This window comes from Fibrobacter sp. UWB13 (genome assembly GCF_900177805.1).
Taxonomy (GTDB): Bacteria; Fibrobacterota; Fibrobacteria; order Fibrobacterales; family Fibrobacteraceae; genus Fibrobacter.
The window spans coordinates 278,260-296,474 of record NZ_FXAX01000002.1 but is presented as its reverse complement, the minus strand read 5'-3'; the positions used below and the strand labels follow the sequence as shown (position 1 = coordinate 296,474).

The 18,215-nt window shown below is 45.4% G+C and carries 16 protein-coding genes and 1 riboswitch; of the genes, 12 read left to right on the top strand and 4 right to left on the bottom strand.

Annotated features, from left to right (window positions below):
- Positions 1 to 206: 206 nt before the first annotated feature.
- Together B9Y77_RS16300 and B9Y77_RS10970 are read right to left on the bottom strand one after the other, a co-directional pair.
- Positions 207 to 1,073, bottom strand: a complete 867-nt coding sequence (locus B9Y77_RS16300; protein ID WP_085491661.1) for a patatin-like phospholipase family protein — start codon at positions 1,071 to 1,073, stop codon at positions 207 to 209.
- A gap of 65 nt (positions 1,074 to 1,138) precedes the next feature.
- The gene (locus B9Y77_RS10970) at positions 1,139 to 1,687 is read right to left on the bottom strand and encodes an NUDIX hydrolase (protein WP_085491660.1); all 549 of its coding nucleotides are present in this window, start codon (positions 1,685 to 1,687) and stop codon (positions 1,139 to 1,141) included.
- Between the two features lie 174 nt (positions 1,688 to 1,861).
- Between B9Y77_RS10970 and B9Y77_RS10965 the strand changes: the two genes are divergently transcribed.
- The 9 genes from B9Y77_RS10965 to B9Y77_RS10925 all read left to right on the top strand — a co-directional run bounded on the left by B9Y77_RS10965 (position 1,862) and on the right by B9Y77_RS10925 (position 10,665).
- Positions 1,862 to 2,383 carry a MerR family transcriptional regulator gene (locus tag B9Y77_RS10965; protein WP_254900011.1) on the top strand — a complete coding sequence of 174 codons (522 nt, stop codon included), beginning with the start codon at positions 1,862 to 1,864 and terminating at the stop codon, positions 2,381 to 2,383.
- Between the two features lie 2 nt (positions 2,384 to 2,385).
- Positions 2,386 to 3,480: an MBL fold metallo-hydrolase gene (locus B9Y77_RS10960; protein WP_085491659.1), complete on the top strand. Its 1,095-nt coding sequence runs from the start codon at positions 2,386 to 2,388 to the stop codon at positions 3,478 to 3,480.
- A gap of 206 nt (positions 3,481 to 3,686) precedes the next feature.
- On the top strand, positions 3,687 to 5,351 hold the full coding sequence (locus B9Y77_RS10955; protein WP_085491658.1) for a putative transporter: 1,665 nt from the start codon (positions 3,687 to 3,689) through the stop codon (positions 5,349 to 5,351).
- Between the two features lie 644 nt (positions 5,352 to 5,995).
- Positions 5,996 to 7,141 carry a DUF3944 domain-containing protein gene (locus B9Y77_RS10950; RefSeq protein WP_085491657.1) on the top strand — a complete coding sequence of 382 codons (1,146 nt, stop codon included), beginning with the start codon at positions 5,996 to 5,998 and terminating at the stop codon, positions 7,139 to 7,141.
- 9 nt (positions 7,142 to 7,150) lie between these two features.
- Entirely contained in the window at positions 7,151 to 7,615 is a 465-nt protein-coding gene (locus tag B9Y77_RS10945) for a hypothetical protein (protein ID WP_085491656.1), read from the top strand.
- 16 nt (positions 7,616 to 7,631) lie between these two features.
- The gene (locus tag B9Y77_RS10940) at positions 7,632 to 8,756 is read left to right on the top strand and encodes a hypothetical protein (RefSeq protein ID WP_085491655.1); all 1,125 of its coding nucleotides are present in this window, start codon (positions 7,632 to 7,634) and stop codon (positions 8,754 to 8,756) included.
- Positions 8,757 to 8,782: 26 nt separating this feature from the next.
- Positions 8,783 to 9,481 carry a hypothetical protein gene (locus B9Y77_RS10935; RefSeq protein WP_139829306.1) on the top strand — a complete coding sequence of 233 codons (699 nt, stop codon included), beginning with the start codon at positions 8,783 to 8,785 and terminating at the stop codon, positions 9,479 to 9,481.
- Between the two features lie 91 nt (positions 9,482 to 9,572).
- Complete coding sequence (locus B9Y77_RS10930) at positions 9,573 to 10,412, top strand: EcsC family protein (protein ID WP_085491653.1); 840 nt, start codon at positions 9,573 to 9,575, stop codon at positions 10,410 to 10,412.
- A 16-nt stretch (positions 10,413 to 10,428) separates the two neighbouring features.
- Positions 10,429 to 10,665 (top strand): hypothetical protein, encoded by a 237-nt coding sequence (locus B9Y77_RS10925; protein WP_085491652.1) that lies wholly within the window; start codon positions 10,429 to 10,431, stop codon positions 10,663 to 10,665.
- Between the two features lie 283 nt (positions 10,666 to 10,948).
- Here the strand turns inward: B9Y77_RS10925 and B9Y77_RS10920 are convergent, their stop codons facing one another.
- On the bottom strand, positions 10,949 to 11,950 hold the full coding sequence (locus B9Y77_RS10920) for a bile acid:sodium symporter family protein (RefSeq protein WP_085491651.1): 1,002 nt from the start codon (positions 11,948 to 11,950) through the stop codon (positions 10,949 to 10,951).
- Between the two features lie 154 nt (positions 11,951 to 12,104).
- On the bottom strand, positions 12,105 to 13,382 hold the full coding sequence (locus tag B9Y77_RS10915; protein WP_085491650.1) for an O-acetylhomoserine aminocarboxypropyltransferase/cysteine synthase family protein: 1,278 nt from the start codon (positions 13,380 to 13,382) through the stop codon (positions 12,105 to 12,107).
- Positions 13,383 to 13,681: 299 nt separating this feature from the next.
- On the opposite strand from B9Y77_RS10915, the gene B9Y77_RS10910 reads away from it, so the two are divergent.
- The 3 genes from B9Y77_RS10910 to B9Y77_RS10900 all read left to right on the top strand — a co-directional run bounded on the left by B9Y77_RS10910 (position 13,682) and on the right by B9Y77_RS10900 (position 18,198).
- Positions 13,682 to 14,800, top strand: a complete 1,119-nt coding sequence (locus tag B9Y77_RS10910) for a hypothetical protein (RefSeq protein WP_254900010.1) — start codon at positions 13,682 to 13,684, stop codon at positions 14,798 to 14,800.
- Between the two features lie 31 nt (positions 14,801 to 14,831).
- Positions 14,832 to 15,794 carry a DMT family transporter gene (locus tag B9Y77_RS10905; RefSeq protein ID WP_085491648.1) on the top strand — a complete coding sequence of 321 codons (963 nt, stop codon included), beginning with the start codon at positions 14,832 to 14,834 and terminating at the stop codon, positions 15,792 to 15,794.
- Positions 15,795 to 15,890: 96 nt separating this feature from the next.
- Positions 15,891 to 16,084: riboswitch (cobalamin riboswitch) on the top strand.
- A gap of 65 nt (positions 16,085 to 16,149) precedes the next feature.
- Positions 16,150 to 18,198: a TonB-dependent receptor gene (locus B9Y77_RS10900; protein ID WP_176221754.1), complete on the top strand. Its 2,049-nt coding sequence runs from the start codon at positions 16,150 to 16,152 to the stop codon at positions 18,196 to 18,198.
- Positions 18,199 to 18,215: the final 17 nt, after the last annotated feature.

Genomic DNA, 18,215 nt, shown 5'->3' with positions numbered 1-18,215 from the left:
TATATTATTATAGGGACGTGTTGCGAAAACGCGTTGAGAAAATAGGCTTCGCGTTGTAAAATTTTCAACGAGCGTTGTAAATTGCTGTTTTTTAGCGAAAAAACGCAAGGTCTAACGTTTTGTCATGCACGTTCCTCAATCTGTCATGCCCGCCAGAGCCTGCCCCGGACAGGTTCCGGGGAACGGGCGTCGCCCTTTTGACAACTCTATCCTTCCAAAAATTTCAGCAAATCCGGCATCTTGTTGTGGGCGTCTTCCTTGCCGAGCTCGTAAAGTTCCGCAATTTTCTTCTTGTTGCTCTCGATGTCCGAAATCTTGATGAGGCGGCTTGGGCGGTAGATGAAGACTTTGCCCTCAGATTCGAGTTTGGCCAGTTTGTCCAGCGCCTGGTTGTAGCGGATGTGGCGCGTGGCGACCGCTTCGACGAATTTCGGGTAATGACGGAACGCAAGCTTGACGAGCGGGAGGGCCTTGTTGACCTTTTTGCGGTAGCCGAGCGGGCGCGTGAGGATTACGACCGCGCGTTCAAAACCGCTTTTGAACATGGGTTCGAACGGGATGCTGTCGGCGACGCCGCCATCCAGGAACTTTTTCCCGTGAATTTCGACGATTTTGCTTAAAATCGGGAGACTAGCCGATGCGCGGATGCGGTTCATGTCGTCTTCGTTACGGTAGTCCAAAATGCGCGGATATTCGGCAAGGCCAGTTTCAACGTCTGTCATGCAGACGCGGAATTCGGTCTCTTGGCACTGTGCGGCGAACTTGTCAAATTCAAACGGGTCAATTTTGTATGGAATTTGCTTGTAGCAATAGTCAAAAGCAAAGTAGTCGCCTGTGAAAAGCAGGTTCCTGAAACTCATGTAGCGCGGGCTTTTGGAGTGTACGGTATCGACGCGAAAGTTGCGACCGATTTGCCCCGAGAGAAAACTGCACAAGTGCGTGGCGCCTGCCGATGTGCCGCAGGCCCCGCCAAACTTGATTTCTTTGTCGGCGAGCACGTCAAGAACTCCGCCGGCATACGACCCGCGTAAACCGCCGCCCTCGACAACAATGGCTGTGTTTTTGTACTTCATAAAATTAACCCAAATCCGACTTATTAATCTACATTAATTAGTTTGGCTATTTAACTACTTTAAACTTATTTTTGCATAATTTGTATTGATTGTATCCAGGCGTAATCTTTGGGGTGATTCACGAATTTTTCGGGATTTTGAGCGAACATGGCCAAAAATTCATCGCGCGTCATCAAAATGAAGTCGTCTACTTCGCCTGGCTGCGGAACGAGATGTTCCACTTCTTCGTCAGATAGCGTTATCTTGTACGTGTCGTAATATTCGTTGTCGAAATACGTTCTGTTGTTTAAAGCGTTCTCGTGGGTCGCCTCAAAAAGGTATTCCAAGTCTTCGGGGCGTTTGGTGATGCCCATCTCTTCGCGGAGTTCGCGGACGCCAGCGTGTCGGCTGTCGTCGCCTGCGGTAATATGCCCGGCGCAGCTCGTGTCGAGCAGGTTCGGGTTGTTTTCCTTGAGGTGGCTCCGAAGCTGAAAGACGATTCTTCCGTCAGGAGCAAATGCCCAAATGTGGACGGTACGGTGCCAAAGTCCCTTCGCATGGACTTCTGTCCTACTGCGGGAATACCCCGCCGGAGTGCCGTCGCTGTTCAAAATGTCAATCATCTCTTCTGCCATGTCTACCCGCCCGAAAAAAAACTTGTTGCAGTATAATATAGTAATGAACGAAAATGTGTGGACGGCAAGAGAAAATTTTTTCTAAGCGCAAATTTTTTCAAAAAATTACCTTGACCTAGAGCTAACTCTAGATGTTATATTTTTAGAGAACATCTAAACCAAGGATGAATGGCTATGGACAATACCGCGCAGAACGATTGTGAAAAAGGCAAGGAAAGAGGTGTACATGGGGGTAAAGCAATGTGCTATTCTATCGGTGAGGTTGTCAAGAAGACGGGTCTCTCTGTGCATACGTTGCGCTATTACGAAAAAGAGGGATTGCTTCCTTTTGTGCAAAAGAATAAATCCGGAATGCGAGCCTATTCCGATATGGATTTGCAATGGTTGACGATGATTGAATGCCTCAAGGATTCGGGGCTTCAAATCAAGGAAATCCGCCAGTATATCGACTGGTACCGCGAAGGTGATTCTACGTTGCAGCAACGATTGAAACTTTTCCGAAGCCGTCGTGAGGCGGTTGAAAAAGAAATGAAACGCCTTACGGTGGTGCTGAACAAGATCCACTTCAAGGAACTCTTGTACGAGGAAGCTGTCAAGCAGGGAAGCCTTGATGCCGCTGACAAGAATCCGAAACTTTTACGACTCAAGAAAAAACTGTTCGAATCACCGGACGATTTTGACAAGGTAACAGGCTAGACATGAAAAAATTAACGAAGAAAAAGAAAATTATGATTATCGCACTTTCGACCCTTTTTATTTTGGGAACCGTTGGCGTGCTGTTCCTGAACCAAGCGAAATTTGGGCGTATTCCGCAAGGTAAACGCCTTGAACGCATTAAGCAGTCACCACATTACGATGGCCAGAAGTTCGTGAATGACGAAAAGACTGTCACAATGACGGGCGATAAGAACTTGTTTGAAACGACGCTTGAATTCTTGTTCGGCAAAAGGTCGCAAACCGTTCCCGATACAGCGCTGACGGTTGTCAAGACGGACTTAAAGTCGCTACCGCAGGACCGTGATTGGATTGTCTGGTTCGGACATTCTTCGTATCTGATGAACTTGTCCGGGAAAAAGATCCTTGTGGATCCCGTGTTTTATCAGAGCTCGCCAGTAAGCTTTGTGAACAAGATGTTCAAGGGAACAGACGTTTACAAGCCTGTCGACATGCCGGATATCGATTACCTGGTGGTTTCGCACGACCACTGGGATCATCTGGATTATCAGGCCGTGAAGGAACTCGAACCGCGCGTAAAGCGTGTGGTGACGGGACTTGGCGTGGGTGAACATTTTGAATACTGGGGTTACCCTGTCGAAAAACTCGTGGAACTTGATTGGTGGGAAACTGTTGACTTGGAAGCGGCTGAGGATGCAAAGTTTGTGGTGACATCGACACCTGCTAGACATTTTTCGGGTCGTGGGATAAGGCCGAATAAGTCGCTGTGGTCCTCGTTTGTGTTCAAGACGCCGAAACGCACTGTTTGGATTGGTGGTGATAGCGGTTACGGCAAGCATTTCAAGAAGATTGGTGAAAAATTTGCAGATATCGACCTCGCCATTCTCGAAAACGGGCAGTACAATGAAGATTGGAACCAAATTCATACCTTACCCGAACAGCTCAGTAAAGAAATGCTGGACTTGAATGCAGACCGCTACATGACGGTTCACCATTCCAAGTTCTGCTTGGGTTACCATACGTATTTTGAACCGCTCGAAAACGCGAAATGCGCCGCTCAGGAATCAGGAAAGCTTGTGCTTATGCCGCAAATGGGCGAAGTGGTGTATCTGGAGTAGTTTTTGCCGAAAATCTGTAAGGGGTAGACCTTTTTGTTTGCCTTTTGTAGCGCGGTAAAGTTATATTAATACTAGCAACTGGAGGGGCGCAGATTGCGCAAATGCGTTATCTATCATTTTTCGTTATTAATCTAATATGAATAATCTATTAGTCATTATTAATCTCCTATGCTACATTTGGGTGCGAAAAAAAGAAGGTGTATAAAATGGACTGGCTAATTGACCTGTTTGCAAAGCCCTCTGTAGGGCAACAAGTACTCGCGCTATCCTTGACGGCTGCCATCGGCATCATGCTGGGCAAGGTCAAGGTGAAAGGCGTGAGCCTTGGGGGAGCTGGCGCTCTTTTCGTAGGAATCCTTCTCGGTCATATCGGAATGCGAATCGAGCCCAGCGTTCTTCATTTTATGCAGGAATTTGGCCTCATTCTCTTTGTCTATACAATCGGTATGCAAGTAGGCCCGGGCTTTATTGACTCCATAAAGCGACACGGTCTGGTGCTCAACATTCTTGCGGTGAGTATCGTCCTCCTGGGTGTACTTGCTACCGTTCTTATTTACTTCACGACGAACATGCACGATAACGTGCCGGTGCTGATTGGCATGCTTTGCGGAGCCGTGACGAACACTCCGTCGCTCGGTGCTGCGAATTCTGCTCTGACGGCGGCTAGCGTGGACGCTTCACTCACGGGCGTTGGCTATGCGGTGGCTTACCCGTTCGGCGTGATTGGCATTATCCTCGTGATGATTCTTGTGCGCGTTTTCTTTAGGCAAAAGCCGGAAGTTGCTGCCGCAGAATACCAGAAAGAAATTGCAGAACAGTCCAAGGAAATTGTCTCTTGCACACTCCGTGTGGACAATGCAAATCTTGTGGGCTGCAAGATCAAGGACATTCCGGGGCTCATCTCTTCGGGTGCTGTGGTGACGCGCCATGCTCGCGACCAGGTGATTAACATGCCGAAGGGCGATATGACGCTTGAGCTCCATGACTTGGTGCATGTCGTCGGTATGCCGGACGCGATTGAAAGTTTGCAGAAGATTATTGGCGAAAAGCAAGAAAACCCGATTACGCTCCAGAAGTCGAATTTGGCGGTCAAGACGATTCTCGTGACGAACAAGAAAATTCTTGGCAAGAGCATTCAGCAGCTTGCGCTCAACGACCGCTTTGGCGTGACCGTGAGCCGCGTGACTCGTGGCGGATTCAAGTTCACCGGTCGCCTCGATATCCGCGTGAAGTTTGCAGATAAGTTGCTCGTGGTCGGTACGCCGGAAAGCATTGCCGCTGCCGCAAAGGAACTGGGCGACTCGCTCACGGCGCTTGACCATCCGGAAATTCTCCCCGCATTCCTCGGCATTTTCCTTGGCGTGATTGTCGGTAGCATTCCGGTGGCGATTCCTGGAATGCCGACCCCGCTCAAGCTCGGCCTTGCTGGCGGTCCGCTGATTGTCGCAATTATCCTTAGCCGTAAACGTAAGATTGGCCCGCTCAACTTCTTCATGGCAAACAGCGCAAACCTCATGCTGCGTGAACTCGGTATTACGATATTCCTCAGCTGCGTGGGTCTCAATGCCGGTATCAAGTTCTTCGATGTGCTCTTGAATGGCGACGGTTTCTACTACATGGCGCTCTCGGCAATTATTACGTTCTTCCCGCTGATGATTGTGGCGATTGTTGGCAAGGCGGTGTTCAAGGTCAATTACCTCTCGCTTTGCGGTGTGCTTGCAGGTGCGACGACAGACCCTCCGGCACTTGCATTCGCAAACGGCCTCAGCAATTCCGAAGCAACGAACGTTGGTTATGCATCTGTTTACCCACTCACGATGTTACTGAGAATCTTGAGTGGGCAAGTGCTTGCGATACTGCTTATTTCTTAGAGCGTTGGCGAAATGCGCTGCTGAATGTATATCAAGATGCGCGCGGCGCGATAACTGTTATTTTGGTTTTCCTGGTCATAACAAAGGGCGGCTCGAAAGAGTCGCCCTTTTCAAATGCACAGAATACTATCTAAATGCGGTACAAAATTTCGACTTTTGGATAAGATTTTTGAAAAATAACGTCCAAAAGTGGTTCAAAAAGGGGTGTTTTGGATGGTATTTTCAGCAGATTGGCGGAAATGGAAGAAAATGACAATTTTTTTTACATTTTGACTAGTTAATCTTTGGACGAATGTATATTTATCGATGATGATTATTGGTAATGGAAATATGGAGGCTTTGGATTCGATGAATTCTGGGACTTTGGGGGTAAGCCTAGAATCAAATTTCCTTTATTCATTCCCATTTAAATTCTTGTTTCCTAACTTTGGGTCGAAGTCCTTGCTTAAAAGAGTACAACTGACGACATCATTTGTCGCCTGTTCGTTTTATATTGAAGCGAAACCGAGGTTGAACTATGAAATGTAACAGCAAAAAAAATGTGGATATTTGGATGACGCTTGGATTGTGGTAAATGGTGATGCCGCAAAGGTGGAAAACCCGAAATAATGTCATGAAACTAAAAACAATAAAAGGATAATAAAATGGATTATATTGTTGATAAGGATTTGGAATTTCTAAAAAATATTGATTCAAAAAAGCTTAATTATTTAGGTCACATATTGTTGTATGATCGTATTGGAAAAAATAGATCAACTGCTTTTGATGAATCATTTGAATTGCTTAGTCTTAACGAAAATAATAGAGATATAAAGAATTGGCAAATATTTGCAAGGGAAATACAATGTTTTGGAGGAAATTCTTTTGTAAATACTGTACGACGTAATGGTGTAATGTATCAAGAAATTCTTGATGATGTTGCGAATAAAATGGAGTTGACTGAATCTTTAAAGGGAAAAAATGCTGTAGAAAAAGAAACAAAAATAATAGAAAAATTAAAGAAATACGTTGAAAAAATTATTCAAGTTCAAGAAGAACTATCTATAGAAGAATTTCAATATGTGTTAAGAGAATATTTTGATACAAGTTCAGCAATGGAACGGTTGCTACAAGAGGCCGCCGCAGAACAAAAACATTGGGTTTACAAAATTGGAAATTATATCATAGATAAATTTTATCCTGAATTTAAATTGTTTAATCCTAATTGGTCTGTGATTATGCAAGCTATTGTGGAAATTTCTTTATTGAGAAATTCTACACAGGGTTTGTCGATAGCGATTCTTGGAGCTAGTAAAGCAGGAAAATCCACATTGCTAAAATATCTTAAAACGGGTAAATTTATTCAATTAGATGAAGGTTCAATGTCTTTGGAAAGAGAAACATCTTTTGTTTCTCCAATATTGAATATGCCCATTAACGAAGGTGAAACGGTTCCTGGAGATAAAATATATGTGGATAAGCAAAAAGCATTGTGTCAAAATAAAGATTTAATTCTATTTTGCTTTAACCCCAAAGAGGTGCTTGAAGTAAATGAGAAAAAAAATGATTTTCTTTCTCGTTTAGGAATGCTGAAAGATTTAAATGAAGCAAAAAAAATTGTATTTATCGCAACGCATGGTGATTTGTATGTTGAAAAACAAGTGAGATTCGATTTGTATAAGATGATTCATACTGCTGAAATGGGGGATGTCTCGAGTAAATTGAATATTGATGACTTCTTGTGCGTTAATTTGAAAGATGAAGTCAGTACGAAGGAAATGTTTGATATTATAAAAGAAAAATTGTTATAAGGAGTCTGTATGAAAAATGTTTTATGGGTGCAAACTGAATTTGGTGATTCACTTTGGTTAAATGGAAAACCATGCTCAAAAGAATATGTTGATTATATTTATGTAGTTGATAATAAGGATTTTCATGAAGTAGAAGCGTCTCCCTTTAAAATTTATTACAACAAATTAAAACACGAAGTCGTTGTTAATGGTCATGTTGTTGAGTTGGATTCAGCTAAGAGAAGAATCCCGTTTGCATTTTATATAGATATTGATAATATCTTTAAAGTTATGGAAGTACTAAAAAAGCTCGTGAATGAAAAAGGATTTACAATATCAAAAAAAGAATGTGATACGGTGCTAAGTCTTTATTTTAATCAGAAATTTATTCCTTTCCTAACGAAAAGAAGGCTAAAGGGGGTTACTGCAAAAGGTTTGGTGACTTTAGTCTCATTACTGTTTTTTTTTATCGTTTTTGGTTTTGTTTTAAATTAAGAATAAGGGGTATTCTATGACTCTTAGAAAAGATATGTTGGCAATTGTGGATATGACCGAGGCTGCTGCATTTAACAGTGGACATTGGGTTGATTCCAATAATTTAGCTCCTGATGTGAGGGGGGACTTGTCAAAGGTTGATATGCTTTCACTTAACGATGTGAAAGATTTGATTTTCTTAGATAGTTATGGCGAGCAAATTGATCCTGTAATTGGTAATACTTATCTCCGTGCAAAGTACTTTGGGAAGCCGAATGTTTATTACGAGTCTTCCTTTGATTCTATAAACCGCATAAACAATGAGCGTTTGAACGCGTATACACATCTTGCACAACTTTTGGGTGTTACGATGATTGCGAATATCGAAATGAGCACTCAGCAAACAAGTTCTGGGTTGGCGGCTCGTTTAGGCTTGGGTGATGGACGTAAAATTGGGGGTGGTCTAGCTGTTCAAGGACAATCTCTTGAAGGTTCTTATGCTGACGAAAGAAAAATTGATGCTAGAATTCAACAAACTATAGAAAAACGTTTGGATAGAAAATTTATTCATTTTGAATATTATGATCCCATTGAAATGACTCAGGAACGTTGGAATGAAGCAGAAAATTACCTAAAAGAAAATGGGTTGCTCTATATTGAAGATTTTAGGAATTTACTTGTATCTCGAAATCCGAAATATGGTTTAAAGAAATTTGACTTTAAACAGTATCAGTATTCGTCTGATATGAGTAAGTATTTTAGTATCGGGGCTTCCTTGGGAATTGCTAAAGCCGGCAGTGTGGGGGCTGTTTTCTTAAAAGCATGCTTGGGCTTTAATTTGAACATTAATTTAGATGTGAAAAGACAATTCCAGGAATATAGTCGTGATTCTGTTTTGTTTGCGATGGGTTATGATGATTATAATCATGGAATTAGTGAACTGAACAACATCGTAGAACAATACAAGTCCATAAACAATCTTTTTGATGATGGTAAGTTAGACAATGTTGAAATTGCCGAAAAATTGGTAAAAAGGGGACTTGACATAAAAGAAGTTTCTGATTTGACGAAAATGCCTGTTGATGATGTGAAAAAAATTGATGAATATGTGAAAGTAGAATCAAAAAGAGATGGCGAAAGCGAATCATCAAAAAAAAAATAACTGTTTGTAATAAAGGGAGGCGTTTGTTGCATTCTGATTACGATTCTCGCTTTCTATCCATCCCCTTTTATAGATCGCATCCGTACATGATGCCCTTTGTGGGGGATGCTTACGAATCTTCGATGCATAAAAAGCTTTTGCTTGTGGGCGAGAGCTTTTACTTGCCCGAAGGAGCTACGGTGCATCACAATGCGAATTCGTGGTATGGAACTCCTGTGCTTACGAGTGATGAGCAAGACTGGTGTAATACTCGTGGAACTCGTGAGGGCAAGAGCGGTCGTTTCGGGAAAGAGATTGATCGGTGCTTGAATCTGGTGCTGCCGAGTGGAGGCAATGGCTGGCATCAGGTGGCTTTCCTCAATTACTTCTTGCGCCCGGCGGATTGCACGACTGGAATCGAGGATTTGTGGAATGCGTATGGCGGCAAGAATGTTGACTGCGAACAAGCTATTCGCAATTTCATCAAGGTTCTTGAAATCCTGAAACCGGACATGTTTGTTTTCTTGAGTTCTCGAGTTTGCAAGCAGGCGGAGGGCTTTGATTACCCGAAGTATTTTGACGGTGAACTTTGGGATTGGACGGGACCGCGCGGCATTGAATATGTCTATACGAAGCATCCGTCAAGCGTCCATTGGAATCAACCGATGACGGGCTACACAAAAGCTTGTGGCATGACTTCACGAGATTTCTTCTGTAGTTGGCTTAAAGAGAACTGGTTGAAATAATAACTGAGTTGAAAAAAATGAACTATTGCAAAAAAAGCGGCAGTTCTTTTTTACTTATATTTAGAAAGGAAAGCAGAAAAGAGGTAATGCAATGGATTTTACTGATGAACAAAAAACGTTAAGACAAGCAACTGCTTATGAAAAAGCTGAATCAGCAAGTATTCAAAAGTGGGAAAATGAAGAACCGGGTGTTTTGACTCAAGCTTCGGGTTTTGTCTCTAAACCTATTGTTTGGCTTGCTCAGAAACTTGTGCCACAAAAGGCTATTGAAGGTGCGCTGAATATTGCAAATGCGGCTGGTTCTGCTCTTGCCGACAAAAGTGATATTTTGAGGGATGGTGGCGTTTCAAAAATTTCGGATTTAAAAAATGCGAAATTGGAAGTTTGCGACGGAATTGCGAATAGTGTTCATAATTGGGCTCTTGCGTTTGCCACTGCAGAAGGCGGTACAGCTGGCTTTTTTGGTTTGGCGGGGATGGCTGTTGATATTCCTGCCTTGGTTACCTTTTCTTTGAGGTCCATTCATAAAATCGGTCTCTGTTATGGGTATGAAACGATAAGTCACGAAGATGAAAAATTTGTTTTTAGTGTGTTGTCTGCTGCTGGAGCGAATACTCATGCTGAAAAAATGTCTGCTATTACGACTATGAGAGCTATTCAGCAAATGATAATGAAAACAACATGGAAAAAAATGGCAGAGACGGCTTCTGAAAAAACTTTTAGCAAAGAAGCGGGTGTTTTGGCGATAAAGGCGCTAGCTAAGCAGTTGGGGATAAATATTACAAAACGTAAAGCTTTGCAGATGATTCCTTTTATTGGTGCTGGTATTGGTGCTGCCATGAATGCTCAATACATTAATGATATTTGCTGGGCTGCACGTAGATCCTTCCAAAAAAGATGGTTGGATGAAAATTGCGTGGAGGTAGACTGATTAGGTGTAGAAATCTATGTCCTCCAAGTTCTACTGTAAATATTGCGGAATCGGTTTTCCTTCTGTTTTTGCGCTGGTGCATGCTCGTTGTGCAAAACAGGGTGGCGGTGCAAATCATGTGCTGTACGAGGGCTCCGAAAAGTCCAAGTATACTTGCAAATATTGTGGGCTGCAATTCCCGACGATATTTGCTATGGTAAATGCTCGTTGCTTAAAGAGCCCGTCGAAAGGCGGTCACGAACCTGCTCTGTAATTGGAGTTCCTGTTTCAATACTACTTTTCATTTGAAAAAAAACGAACTGTTGCAATAAAATGCAGCAGTTCTTTTTTTATGCGTGGGAGTCGTTAGAGACGACATTAATTGTCGTGCCTTGAATCTAGATTATGGCAAAACGAGGATTTAAAAATGGAAAGACGTCTCAAACTTTTAGTGGTTATTTTGGGTATGTTGATGATTTGGTACTACGCGCAGATGTTGGTGTATGCGGAAGTACTATTTATTTTGGAGAGGCTAAGTAGTAGTTTTTAAACTGTTTTTACCCTTGCCCTGCTTTCTTCTTGTCCATGTGAGCGTAGATGCCGGCGAGGATTGTTCCACTGATGGAATGGTAGGCGCAGCTGATGGCGCACGGCACAACGCAGAGGGCTGCTTCCGGGTGGAGGGCGAGATTCTCCGGGTTGGCGAAGAATGCGCCGGCAAGGACTGTTGCCATGCCTGCGTTCTGCACACCGACTTCAATGGAGATGGTGCGCTTCTTGGCGGTGTTGAATTTGAACAAACGACCGACATTGTAGCCGAGTACGTAGCCGAGGCCGTTATGCAAAAACACCACAGCGAGGATGAGCGCGATAAGGCCAAAGCCGTTCGCGAAAAGCTGCGGGCGAACGGTCACGATGACGCCACCGACGATTAATGCGAGGCCAATGACGCTCACGGCGGGCATGTTTGCCTGGAATTCCTTGAAGCCAGCGCGCTTGCCGAAGAAGTAGTTGCAAGTGAAGCCGATTGCAATCGGGAAGACGGTCACGTAAAGGATGTTGAGGAACATGCCGACGGCGTTCACTTCGATGCTCGTGTCGGCAAGCCAAAGGACCAAAAGCGGAGTCATGAGCGGAGCGAGAAGTGTGCTTGCCATGGTCATGCTTACGGAATAGGTCACGTCGCCTTTAGCCAAGAAGCTCATAACGTTGCTTGAAACGCCACCCGGGCAGCAACCGACGAGAATGATGCCGATGGCCAAATACGGGTCAAGTCCAAAGAGCTTCGTGAGCGTGAATGCGACGAGCGGCATGATGGTGTATTGCGCGACGGCGCCGAGGAAAATATCACCAGGACGTTTCATCAAGTTGCGGACATCGTCCATGGTAATGGTAAGGCCCATGCTGAGCATGATGATGCCGAGAATAATCGAGCTTGTGTTGCCGTGAACCCAGCCAAAAAGCGTGGGGATGAAAAATGCGATGACTGCACATGCGATGACGAAAAGCGATGTGTATGTCGATAAAAAGCGGCTAACAGCCTTTATTAAATTAAGCATTGTTATATCCTTCTTTTTGAGGTGCCCTAAATATAGGCATATACGCAGTGCGTGGCTATATAAAAATGGTGACTAAATGTCAAAAAAATACGGCACCGTTTTTGCGGTGCCGTGCAGAATTTACTTGTGAAATCGCAGATTTCTCAGTTGCAGATTACACTTTTTCGAGAGCCTGCGTGAGGTCGGCGATAATGTCTTCGACATTTTCGATACCGACGCTGAAACGGATCAGGTCCGGTGCAACGCCTGCTTCGATGAGCTGTTCGTCGGTGAGCTGACGGTGCGTATGGCTTGCCGGGTGCAGCACGCAGCTACGGGCGTCGGCCACGTGAGTCACGATGCAAATCATCTTGAGGCTATCCATGAACTGGATGGACTTTTCACGACCGCCCTTGATGCCGAACGTGAGAACGCCGCACGGGAGGCCGCCCTTGAACTGCTTCTGGGCGAGTTCATGGTACTTGTCGCCTTCGAGGCCAGCGTAGTTAACCCAAGCGACCTTCGGGTGGTTCTTGAGGAACTTGGCGCAGGCGAGAGCGTTTTCACAGTGACGCGGCATGCGGAGGTGCAACGTTTCGAGACCGACGTTCAGGAGGAATGCGTTCTGCGGAGACTGGATAGAACCGAAGTCGCGCATGAGCTGTGCGGTTGCCTTCGTGATGTAAGCGCCCTTGCCGAAAGCCTTCGTATAGGCGAGGCCGTGGTAGCTCGGATCCGGTTCGGTGAGGCCCTTGAAACGGTCGTGGTTTGCTTCCCAGTCGAAGTTGCCGCTGTCAACGATGCAGCCACCGACTGCCATGGCGTGACCGTCCATGTACTTGGTCGTGGAATGGGTCACGATGTCAACGCCGAATTCAATCGGACGGCAGAGAATCGGGGTCGGGAAGGTGTTGTCGACAATCATCGGAACGCCGTGCTTGTGGGCGAGATCAGCAAAGCGCTTGAGGTCCAAGACCTTGCCGGCCGGGTTTGCTACGGTTTCGCCGAAGACGCACTTGGTGTTCGGGCGGAACGCCTTTTCGATTTCTTCGTCAGAGGCGTCCTGGTCCACGAACGTGCATTCGATGCCGAGCTTCTTCATGGTCACAGAGAAGAGGTTGCTCGTACCGCCATAAATAGCGGAAGTGCTAATGAAATGGTCGCCAGCTTCGCAAATGTTGAAAACGGCGTAGAAGTTTGCGGCCTGACCGGAACTCGTGAGCATAGCAGCCACACCACCTTCGAGAGCGGCGATCTTGTTGGCGACGGCGTCGTTGGTCGGGTTCTGCAGACGGGTGTAGAAGTAGCCGGAAGCCTTCAGGTCGAACAAGTCGGCCATGTCATTGGTCGTTTCGTACTTGAACGTGGTGCTCTGGTAGATGGGGAGAACGCGCGGTTCGCCATTTTTCGGCTGCCAACCGCCCTGAATACAAAGAGTTTCGATCTTGGACATTTTTTAGAATCCTTTATAAAATTTTTATGTTGTGTAATATAGTTAGATTCTATAGCGTAGTCTAGTAAAAAGATTTCCAAAAATGGCGGAAAAACAGAAAGTATTGGCAAAATTAGGTAAAAGTTATAGATAGTAATAGGAAAACGTTATAACTGTGAAGTGTATTTTGAACAGCTTCTTTTGTTTTTAATGCCGTTTATTTTATGAAAAGATGTCGTGTTTCGCGTTTTTTTTGTAAATTAAGAACAAAGAAAGGAAGAAAAATGCGCTTTTCGAGAAATATTTTTTGCTCAAGTGTTTTGGCACTTTGTCTTGTCGCATGTAGTGACGACTCCGTTGCGATAAATGATGCTATTGTTGCGATTTCCTCTAGCAGTGAAACGTTTAACGAATCGTCTAGCGAAATGTCTGGGAACAGTGTGGTTTCTTCGAGTGATGCGTTGTCGTCTGAAAACTTGATTTCTTCAAGTAGCGAGGTTGAGGCTACGTCTAGTACTGCGGTTTCATCTTCTTCGGTATCTCGTTTTGAAGGAATTGTTTTTCGAAATGGTGACAAGAAAACAGCTGTCCAAATGTCTGACATCGATTCTGTTAAAACTCAGGCCGCGGGGCGTTTTTGGCTTGTGATGAGGGATCCCCTAAACCAAAAAGAAACAGAATCCCTTGAAAATATTGGAATATACAGACAACGTTGCTATGAAGGCTATCGGTATTATCTGTATGACTATAATGGTCCCTCCCGAGATGATTTGGGGTACATGTGTCTTTGCCTTATGAAGGCGGAAAAAGATGTCCAGAAGAGTGCTATCGATTCACGGATTAACGAATTCTACAACTCATTTGATGCGGATGAAACAGTGGCGGAAGGCATTGTCTGGGAATCCCGAGATCAGAAAACGGTGGTCAAAAGATTTGGCGATGATTCCCTTATGACGCAAGCCGCAGGGCGTTTTTGGCTTATTACGGATTATTCGTTGAACAAAGAAGCAAGAGCATCTCTTGAAACTTTCGGAGTAGAAACACTAAGCTGTTCCGCTCTCCATACCGAAAATTTGGACATGGGCATTTGCTTTATGAAAGGGGCTCGCGATATTCAAAAGGCTACCATGGATTCCTTGATTGTTGGTTTTTATAACACGTTCAATGTCGATGATACGACAAAGCTGGAATTTGATTACACGGGGGCGCATTGGGTTGTTGAAGATGTGTCTCTTGAAATTGTTGTCGGCTGCTGGGAAGATGTCTCAATGGATGCTTGCAAAGAAATTGTGAAAACTTGCAAAGGCGAGGATGCCGCATTGGATCGATCTGTCATTCTTAGCACAGCTACGAGAGAAACGATTGATTGTCTTTTATCGAATAAAGATGTAAATCGTGTGGAACCTGTGCGATATGGGGAACCAACCGTTATAGATTGACGGCTTTAGAAAAAAACTATCTTTGCGGTTGATGAAACCGGCTCCGATTAAAGCTTTCGAATCTTCTGCAAACGCTTCGCGCGGTCTTGCGCTTTGGCATGTCCTTGCGATTGGGACGATTGCGTTCTGGGGCACGAGTTTTGTGAGCACGAAGGTGCTTTTGAATCACGGTTTTTCGGCGGTGCAGATTTTCACGTTGCGCTTTACGGTGACGTACTTGCTGCTGCTCGCGATGACGCATAAACAATTCCGTTGTGAAAACTGGAAGTACGAGCTGATTCTGTGCTTGTGTGGACTCACGGGTTGCACTCTTTACTTTTGGGCGGAGAATACGGCGCTTACGATTTCGCCGTCGAGCAATGTGTCGCTGATTGTCTGTACGAATCCGCTTTTGACGATGATTTTTGGCGGGCTCATTTACAAAAGCGAACGCCTTTGCAAGCGACAGATTCTCGGGTGTGTGATTACGTTTATCGGCATGGTGCTTGTGGTGCTGAATGGAAAGTTTATTCTAAAACTTTCGCCGGTGGGCGATTTGCTCGCGTTCAGTTCTGCATGCATGTGGACGATTTATTCCTTGATTGTCCGGCCCCTCAACGGAAAATATTCTACGTTGTTTATAACGCGAAAGATGTTTTTCTATGGCGCGCTCTCGTCAATAATCATTATGCTTGGCGAAACCGCGATTGCTCCAAACGAGGCGGGTGCGGGGCGGTTCCTCGGAGTCCCGTGGCAGAACTTTGCGGAGCCTGTCGTGTCGCTCAACTTCCTTTGCCTCACGGTTTTCTCGTCGCTGTTTGGCTACTTGATTTGGAATAAAGTTTTAAAGCAACTTGGGACGGTTTTGGCAAGCAATTATATATACGCGATTCCGCTGGTGACAATTATTACGGCGGTCATTGCTCTTGGGGAACGCATCACGTCGGTCGCGATCGCGGGTGCTGTCGCCATTGTTGCGGGCATGGTCCTTGCGGAGTGGAAACCGCGAAAGTAAGATTTCATGAAAGGGAGATGCCCGTTCGGTGACGGGCATGACAAGTTTTGTTTACAGCGCCCTGAATTGTTTGCTATATTTTTCATAGGTAATGCCTTATGCGGTAAAACGCTGTATCGTGTCACCACTGGTGCGATATAAGAGAATCCCGTGAAAGCCGGGAACGGTCTCGCCGCTGTAAGGGAGGACGAAACCAGCATAAACCAATGCTTGCCGCAAGGTGGGTGTGAAGGGGCTGGAAGTAGAGTGATCCCCGAGTCAGAAGAACTGTAAGGCACAACGGGCGCTTTGCGCCACGGGTTGTTAAACGGTGCGAAAGACATCGCTTTGCATAGCCACGCGTTTGCGTGGGTGTTTGACTGCGTGCAGTCGTTCTGGCAGTCTCTTGGGCGTTCGCGTGTGCGCGGCCGTACTGCTTGCGAGCGTTTCTAGTTTTTCCGAAGAGTTTGTTCAAGATTTAGGCGAGTCCTCGATTTACGAGACAACGAGTGTTGAAAAGCCTTTGCAGGCGTCTTCGAGCTATGCCGAAGTTTTGCCCGAAGCGTGGGAAGGCCGTTCGCTTTCGGCGGCTGAAGTCCTCGCGTCTTTGCCGGGCGTACAGTACACGCGCCAGGGCGGTGTCGGTAGCTTCCAGACGGTGAGCATTCGCGGAGTCTCGGCAAAAAATATTGTCGTTTGCATGGACGGAATTCCGCTGAACGATGCCTCGGGCGGTGCGGTTGATTTTGGTTCGATTGACTTGAATCAGATTGAAAAGATTGAAGTCTACAAGGATCGCGTGCCGGCGAAATTTGGCGGTCGCGGAATCGGCGGTGCTATAAACTTTGTCACAAAGGGTTCGAAGCCTGCCGAAGCTGTGCTCAAGCCTGAAGAAAAGAAGTCGGGTCGTGTGCTTTTAAGTTACGGCAGCCACAACACGTGGGAGGCTTCGACGCAGTTGCTATCTCGCTTGACGGATAGCGCCTCGGTGAGTGCGTCTTTGTCGGCGCGTCACAGCGATAACGATTACGAATTTAAAAGTCAAAACGGAACGCCTTACAACCCTAATGATGATTTCAAGGACACACGCCGCAATGCGGAATTTACGGAATACTCTGGGCTTTTCAAGGGTCGCGTTCTGCATTCAAATGGTGTGTTCTCGACGTTGAATATGAACTTTAGCCGTTCGGAAGGCGGTAACCCTGGACGTGATGATTACCAGACGTCTGTGGCGGGCTACAAGGGCGAATTTGCGCAGACAACATATCGTGCAGAACTTCCGCAGTTGCTCGGCTGGCTTTGGTTGGAACTCTCGTTGACGGGAAAGTACGAAAAGGCGACTTCGCATTCGTATTATCCGCTGGACCATTTGGGCTATGATTTGCCGGGTGTTCAGGAATATGGCGCTGCGGGTTATACTCTTGTTCCTGAGATTGTTGCAAGTTATTCTGCTGAACGTCTTGATGCCAATGTGCGTTTGTCTATGGATGCTGCCTATTACGAAAAAAGAGGAACTTCGTCGAGCAAATGGAACTTGATGCGTATTGCGACGAATATCTCTGGCGATGTGTCCTATGATATTATTAAGAATCTTTCTGTTGGTGGTGAAGCTTCGGCGTCGATTGTTAAAGACGATGTGCATGGTGGAAAGTTTGTGCAGCCGACGACGGCGAAAACGTTGAAAACGGAGAATGTTCGAAGCGTTTCTTGGACAAGTCGCGGCTTTGTACGTTATGATGCTCCAAATTCTAGGTACGGTGGCAACGTAAGCTTTGGCCGCTTTGCTCGTATGCCGCAGTTGATGGAACTCTATGGTGTTTATCCGGGGATGCTCTCGAATCCTGATTTGAAAGATGAAACGGCTTTGCGTTTTGAAGTCGGTGGCTATTACATGATTCCGAAAAGCAATACCGCAATTCGGGCGACGTATTTTGAAACTCAAGTCGATAACGGGATTTATTGGTTGGTAAGTGCAGGTTTTTCAAAGCCGATGAATGTTGGTGAATCGCATGTGCGTGGACTTGAAGCGGAACTCGAAAGCAAGCCTAAAAAATGGCTCTCTGTGATTTTGCGTGCGACGTTCCAGGATGCAGAAGATCGAAGCGATGAACCTTATTACAATGGTAAGGTTCTCCCGAATGAACCTGCGCGTTCATATTATGCCGAGGCGCGATTTGACTTGCCGTACCACTTTGATTTTACGTGGACTTCGGAATATCGTACTGAAATCTTTGATGACCGTGCCAATCGCATCAAGCAGCCTTCTGTAGATTTACACCACTTTGCGTTGGGCTATACACCTTTTACAAAAACACGACTTGTCTTTGCGCTCCGGAATTTGACGGATGAAACGTATAGAAATCCATATATTTCATTCCCGACTCCAGGGCGAGAGTACAAATTAACATTAACACAGGGGTTTTAAACCCCGCGCAGAATGGG

Bases quoted from the DNA above. Each gene is read 5' to 3' on its own strand.
- B9Y77_RS16300 (WP_085491661.1), bottom strand. From the start codon at position 1,073: ATGAAGTACAAAAACACAGCCATTGTTGTCGAGGGCGGCGGTTTACGC.
- B9Y77_RS10970 (WP_085491660.1), bottom strand. From the start codon at position 1,687: ATGGCAGAAGAGATGATTGACATTTTGAACAGCGACGGCACTCCGGCG.
- B9Y77_RS10965 (WP_254900011.1), top strand. From the start codon at position 1,862: ATGGACAATACCGCGCAGAACGATTGTGAAAAAGGCAAGGAAAGAGGT.
- B9Y77_RS10960 (WP_085491659.1), top strand. From the start codon at position 2,386: ATGAAAAAATTAACGAAGAAAAAGAAAATTATGATTATCGCACTTTCG.
- B9Y77_RS10955 (WP_085491658.1), top strand. From the start codon at position 3,687: ATGGACTGGCTAATTGACCTGTTTGCAAAGCCCTCTGTAGGGCAACAA.
- B9Y77_RS10950 (WP_085491657.1), top strand. From the start codon at position 5,996: ATGGATTATATTGTTGATAAGGATTTGGAATTTCTAAAAAATATTGAT.
- B9Y77_RS10945 (WP_085491656.1), top strand. From the start codon at position 7,151: ATGAAAAATGTTTTATGGGTGCAAACTGAATTTGGTGATTCACTTTGG.
- B9Y77_RS10940 (WP_085491655.1), top strand. From the start codon at position 7,632: ATGACTCTTAGAAAAGATATGTTGGCAATTGTGGATATGACCGAGGCT.
- B9Y77_RS10930 (WP_085491653.1), top strand. From the start codon at position 9,573: ATGGATTTTACTGATGAACAAAAAACGTTAAGACAAGCAACTGCTTAT.
- B9Y77_RS10925 (WP_085491652.1), top strand. From the start codon at position 10,429: ATGTCCTCCAAGTTCTACTGTAAATATTGCGGAATCGGTTTTCCTTCT.
- B9Y77_RS10920 (WP_085491651.1), bottom strand. From the start codon at position 11,950: ATGCTTAATTTAATAAAGGCTGTTAGCCGCTTTTTATCGACATACACA.
- B9Y77_RS10915 (WP_085491650.1), bottom strand. From the start codon at position 13,382: ATGTCCAAGATCGAAACTCTTTGTATTCAGGGCGGTTGGCAGCCGAAA.
- B9Y77_RS10905 (WP_085491648.1), top strand. From the start codon at position 14,832: ATGAAACCGGCTCCGATTAAAGCTTTCGAATCTTCTGCAAACGCTTCG.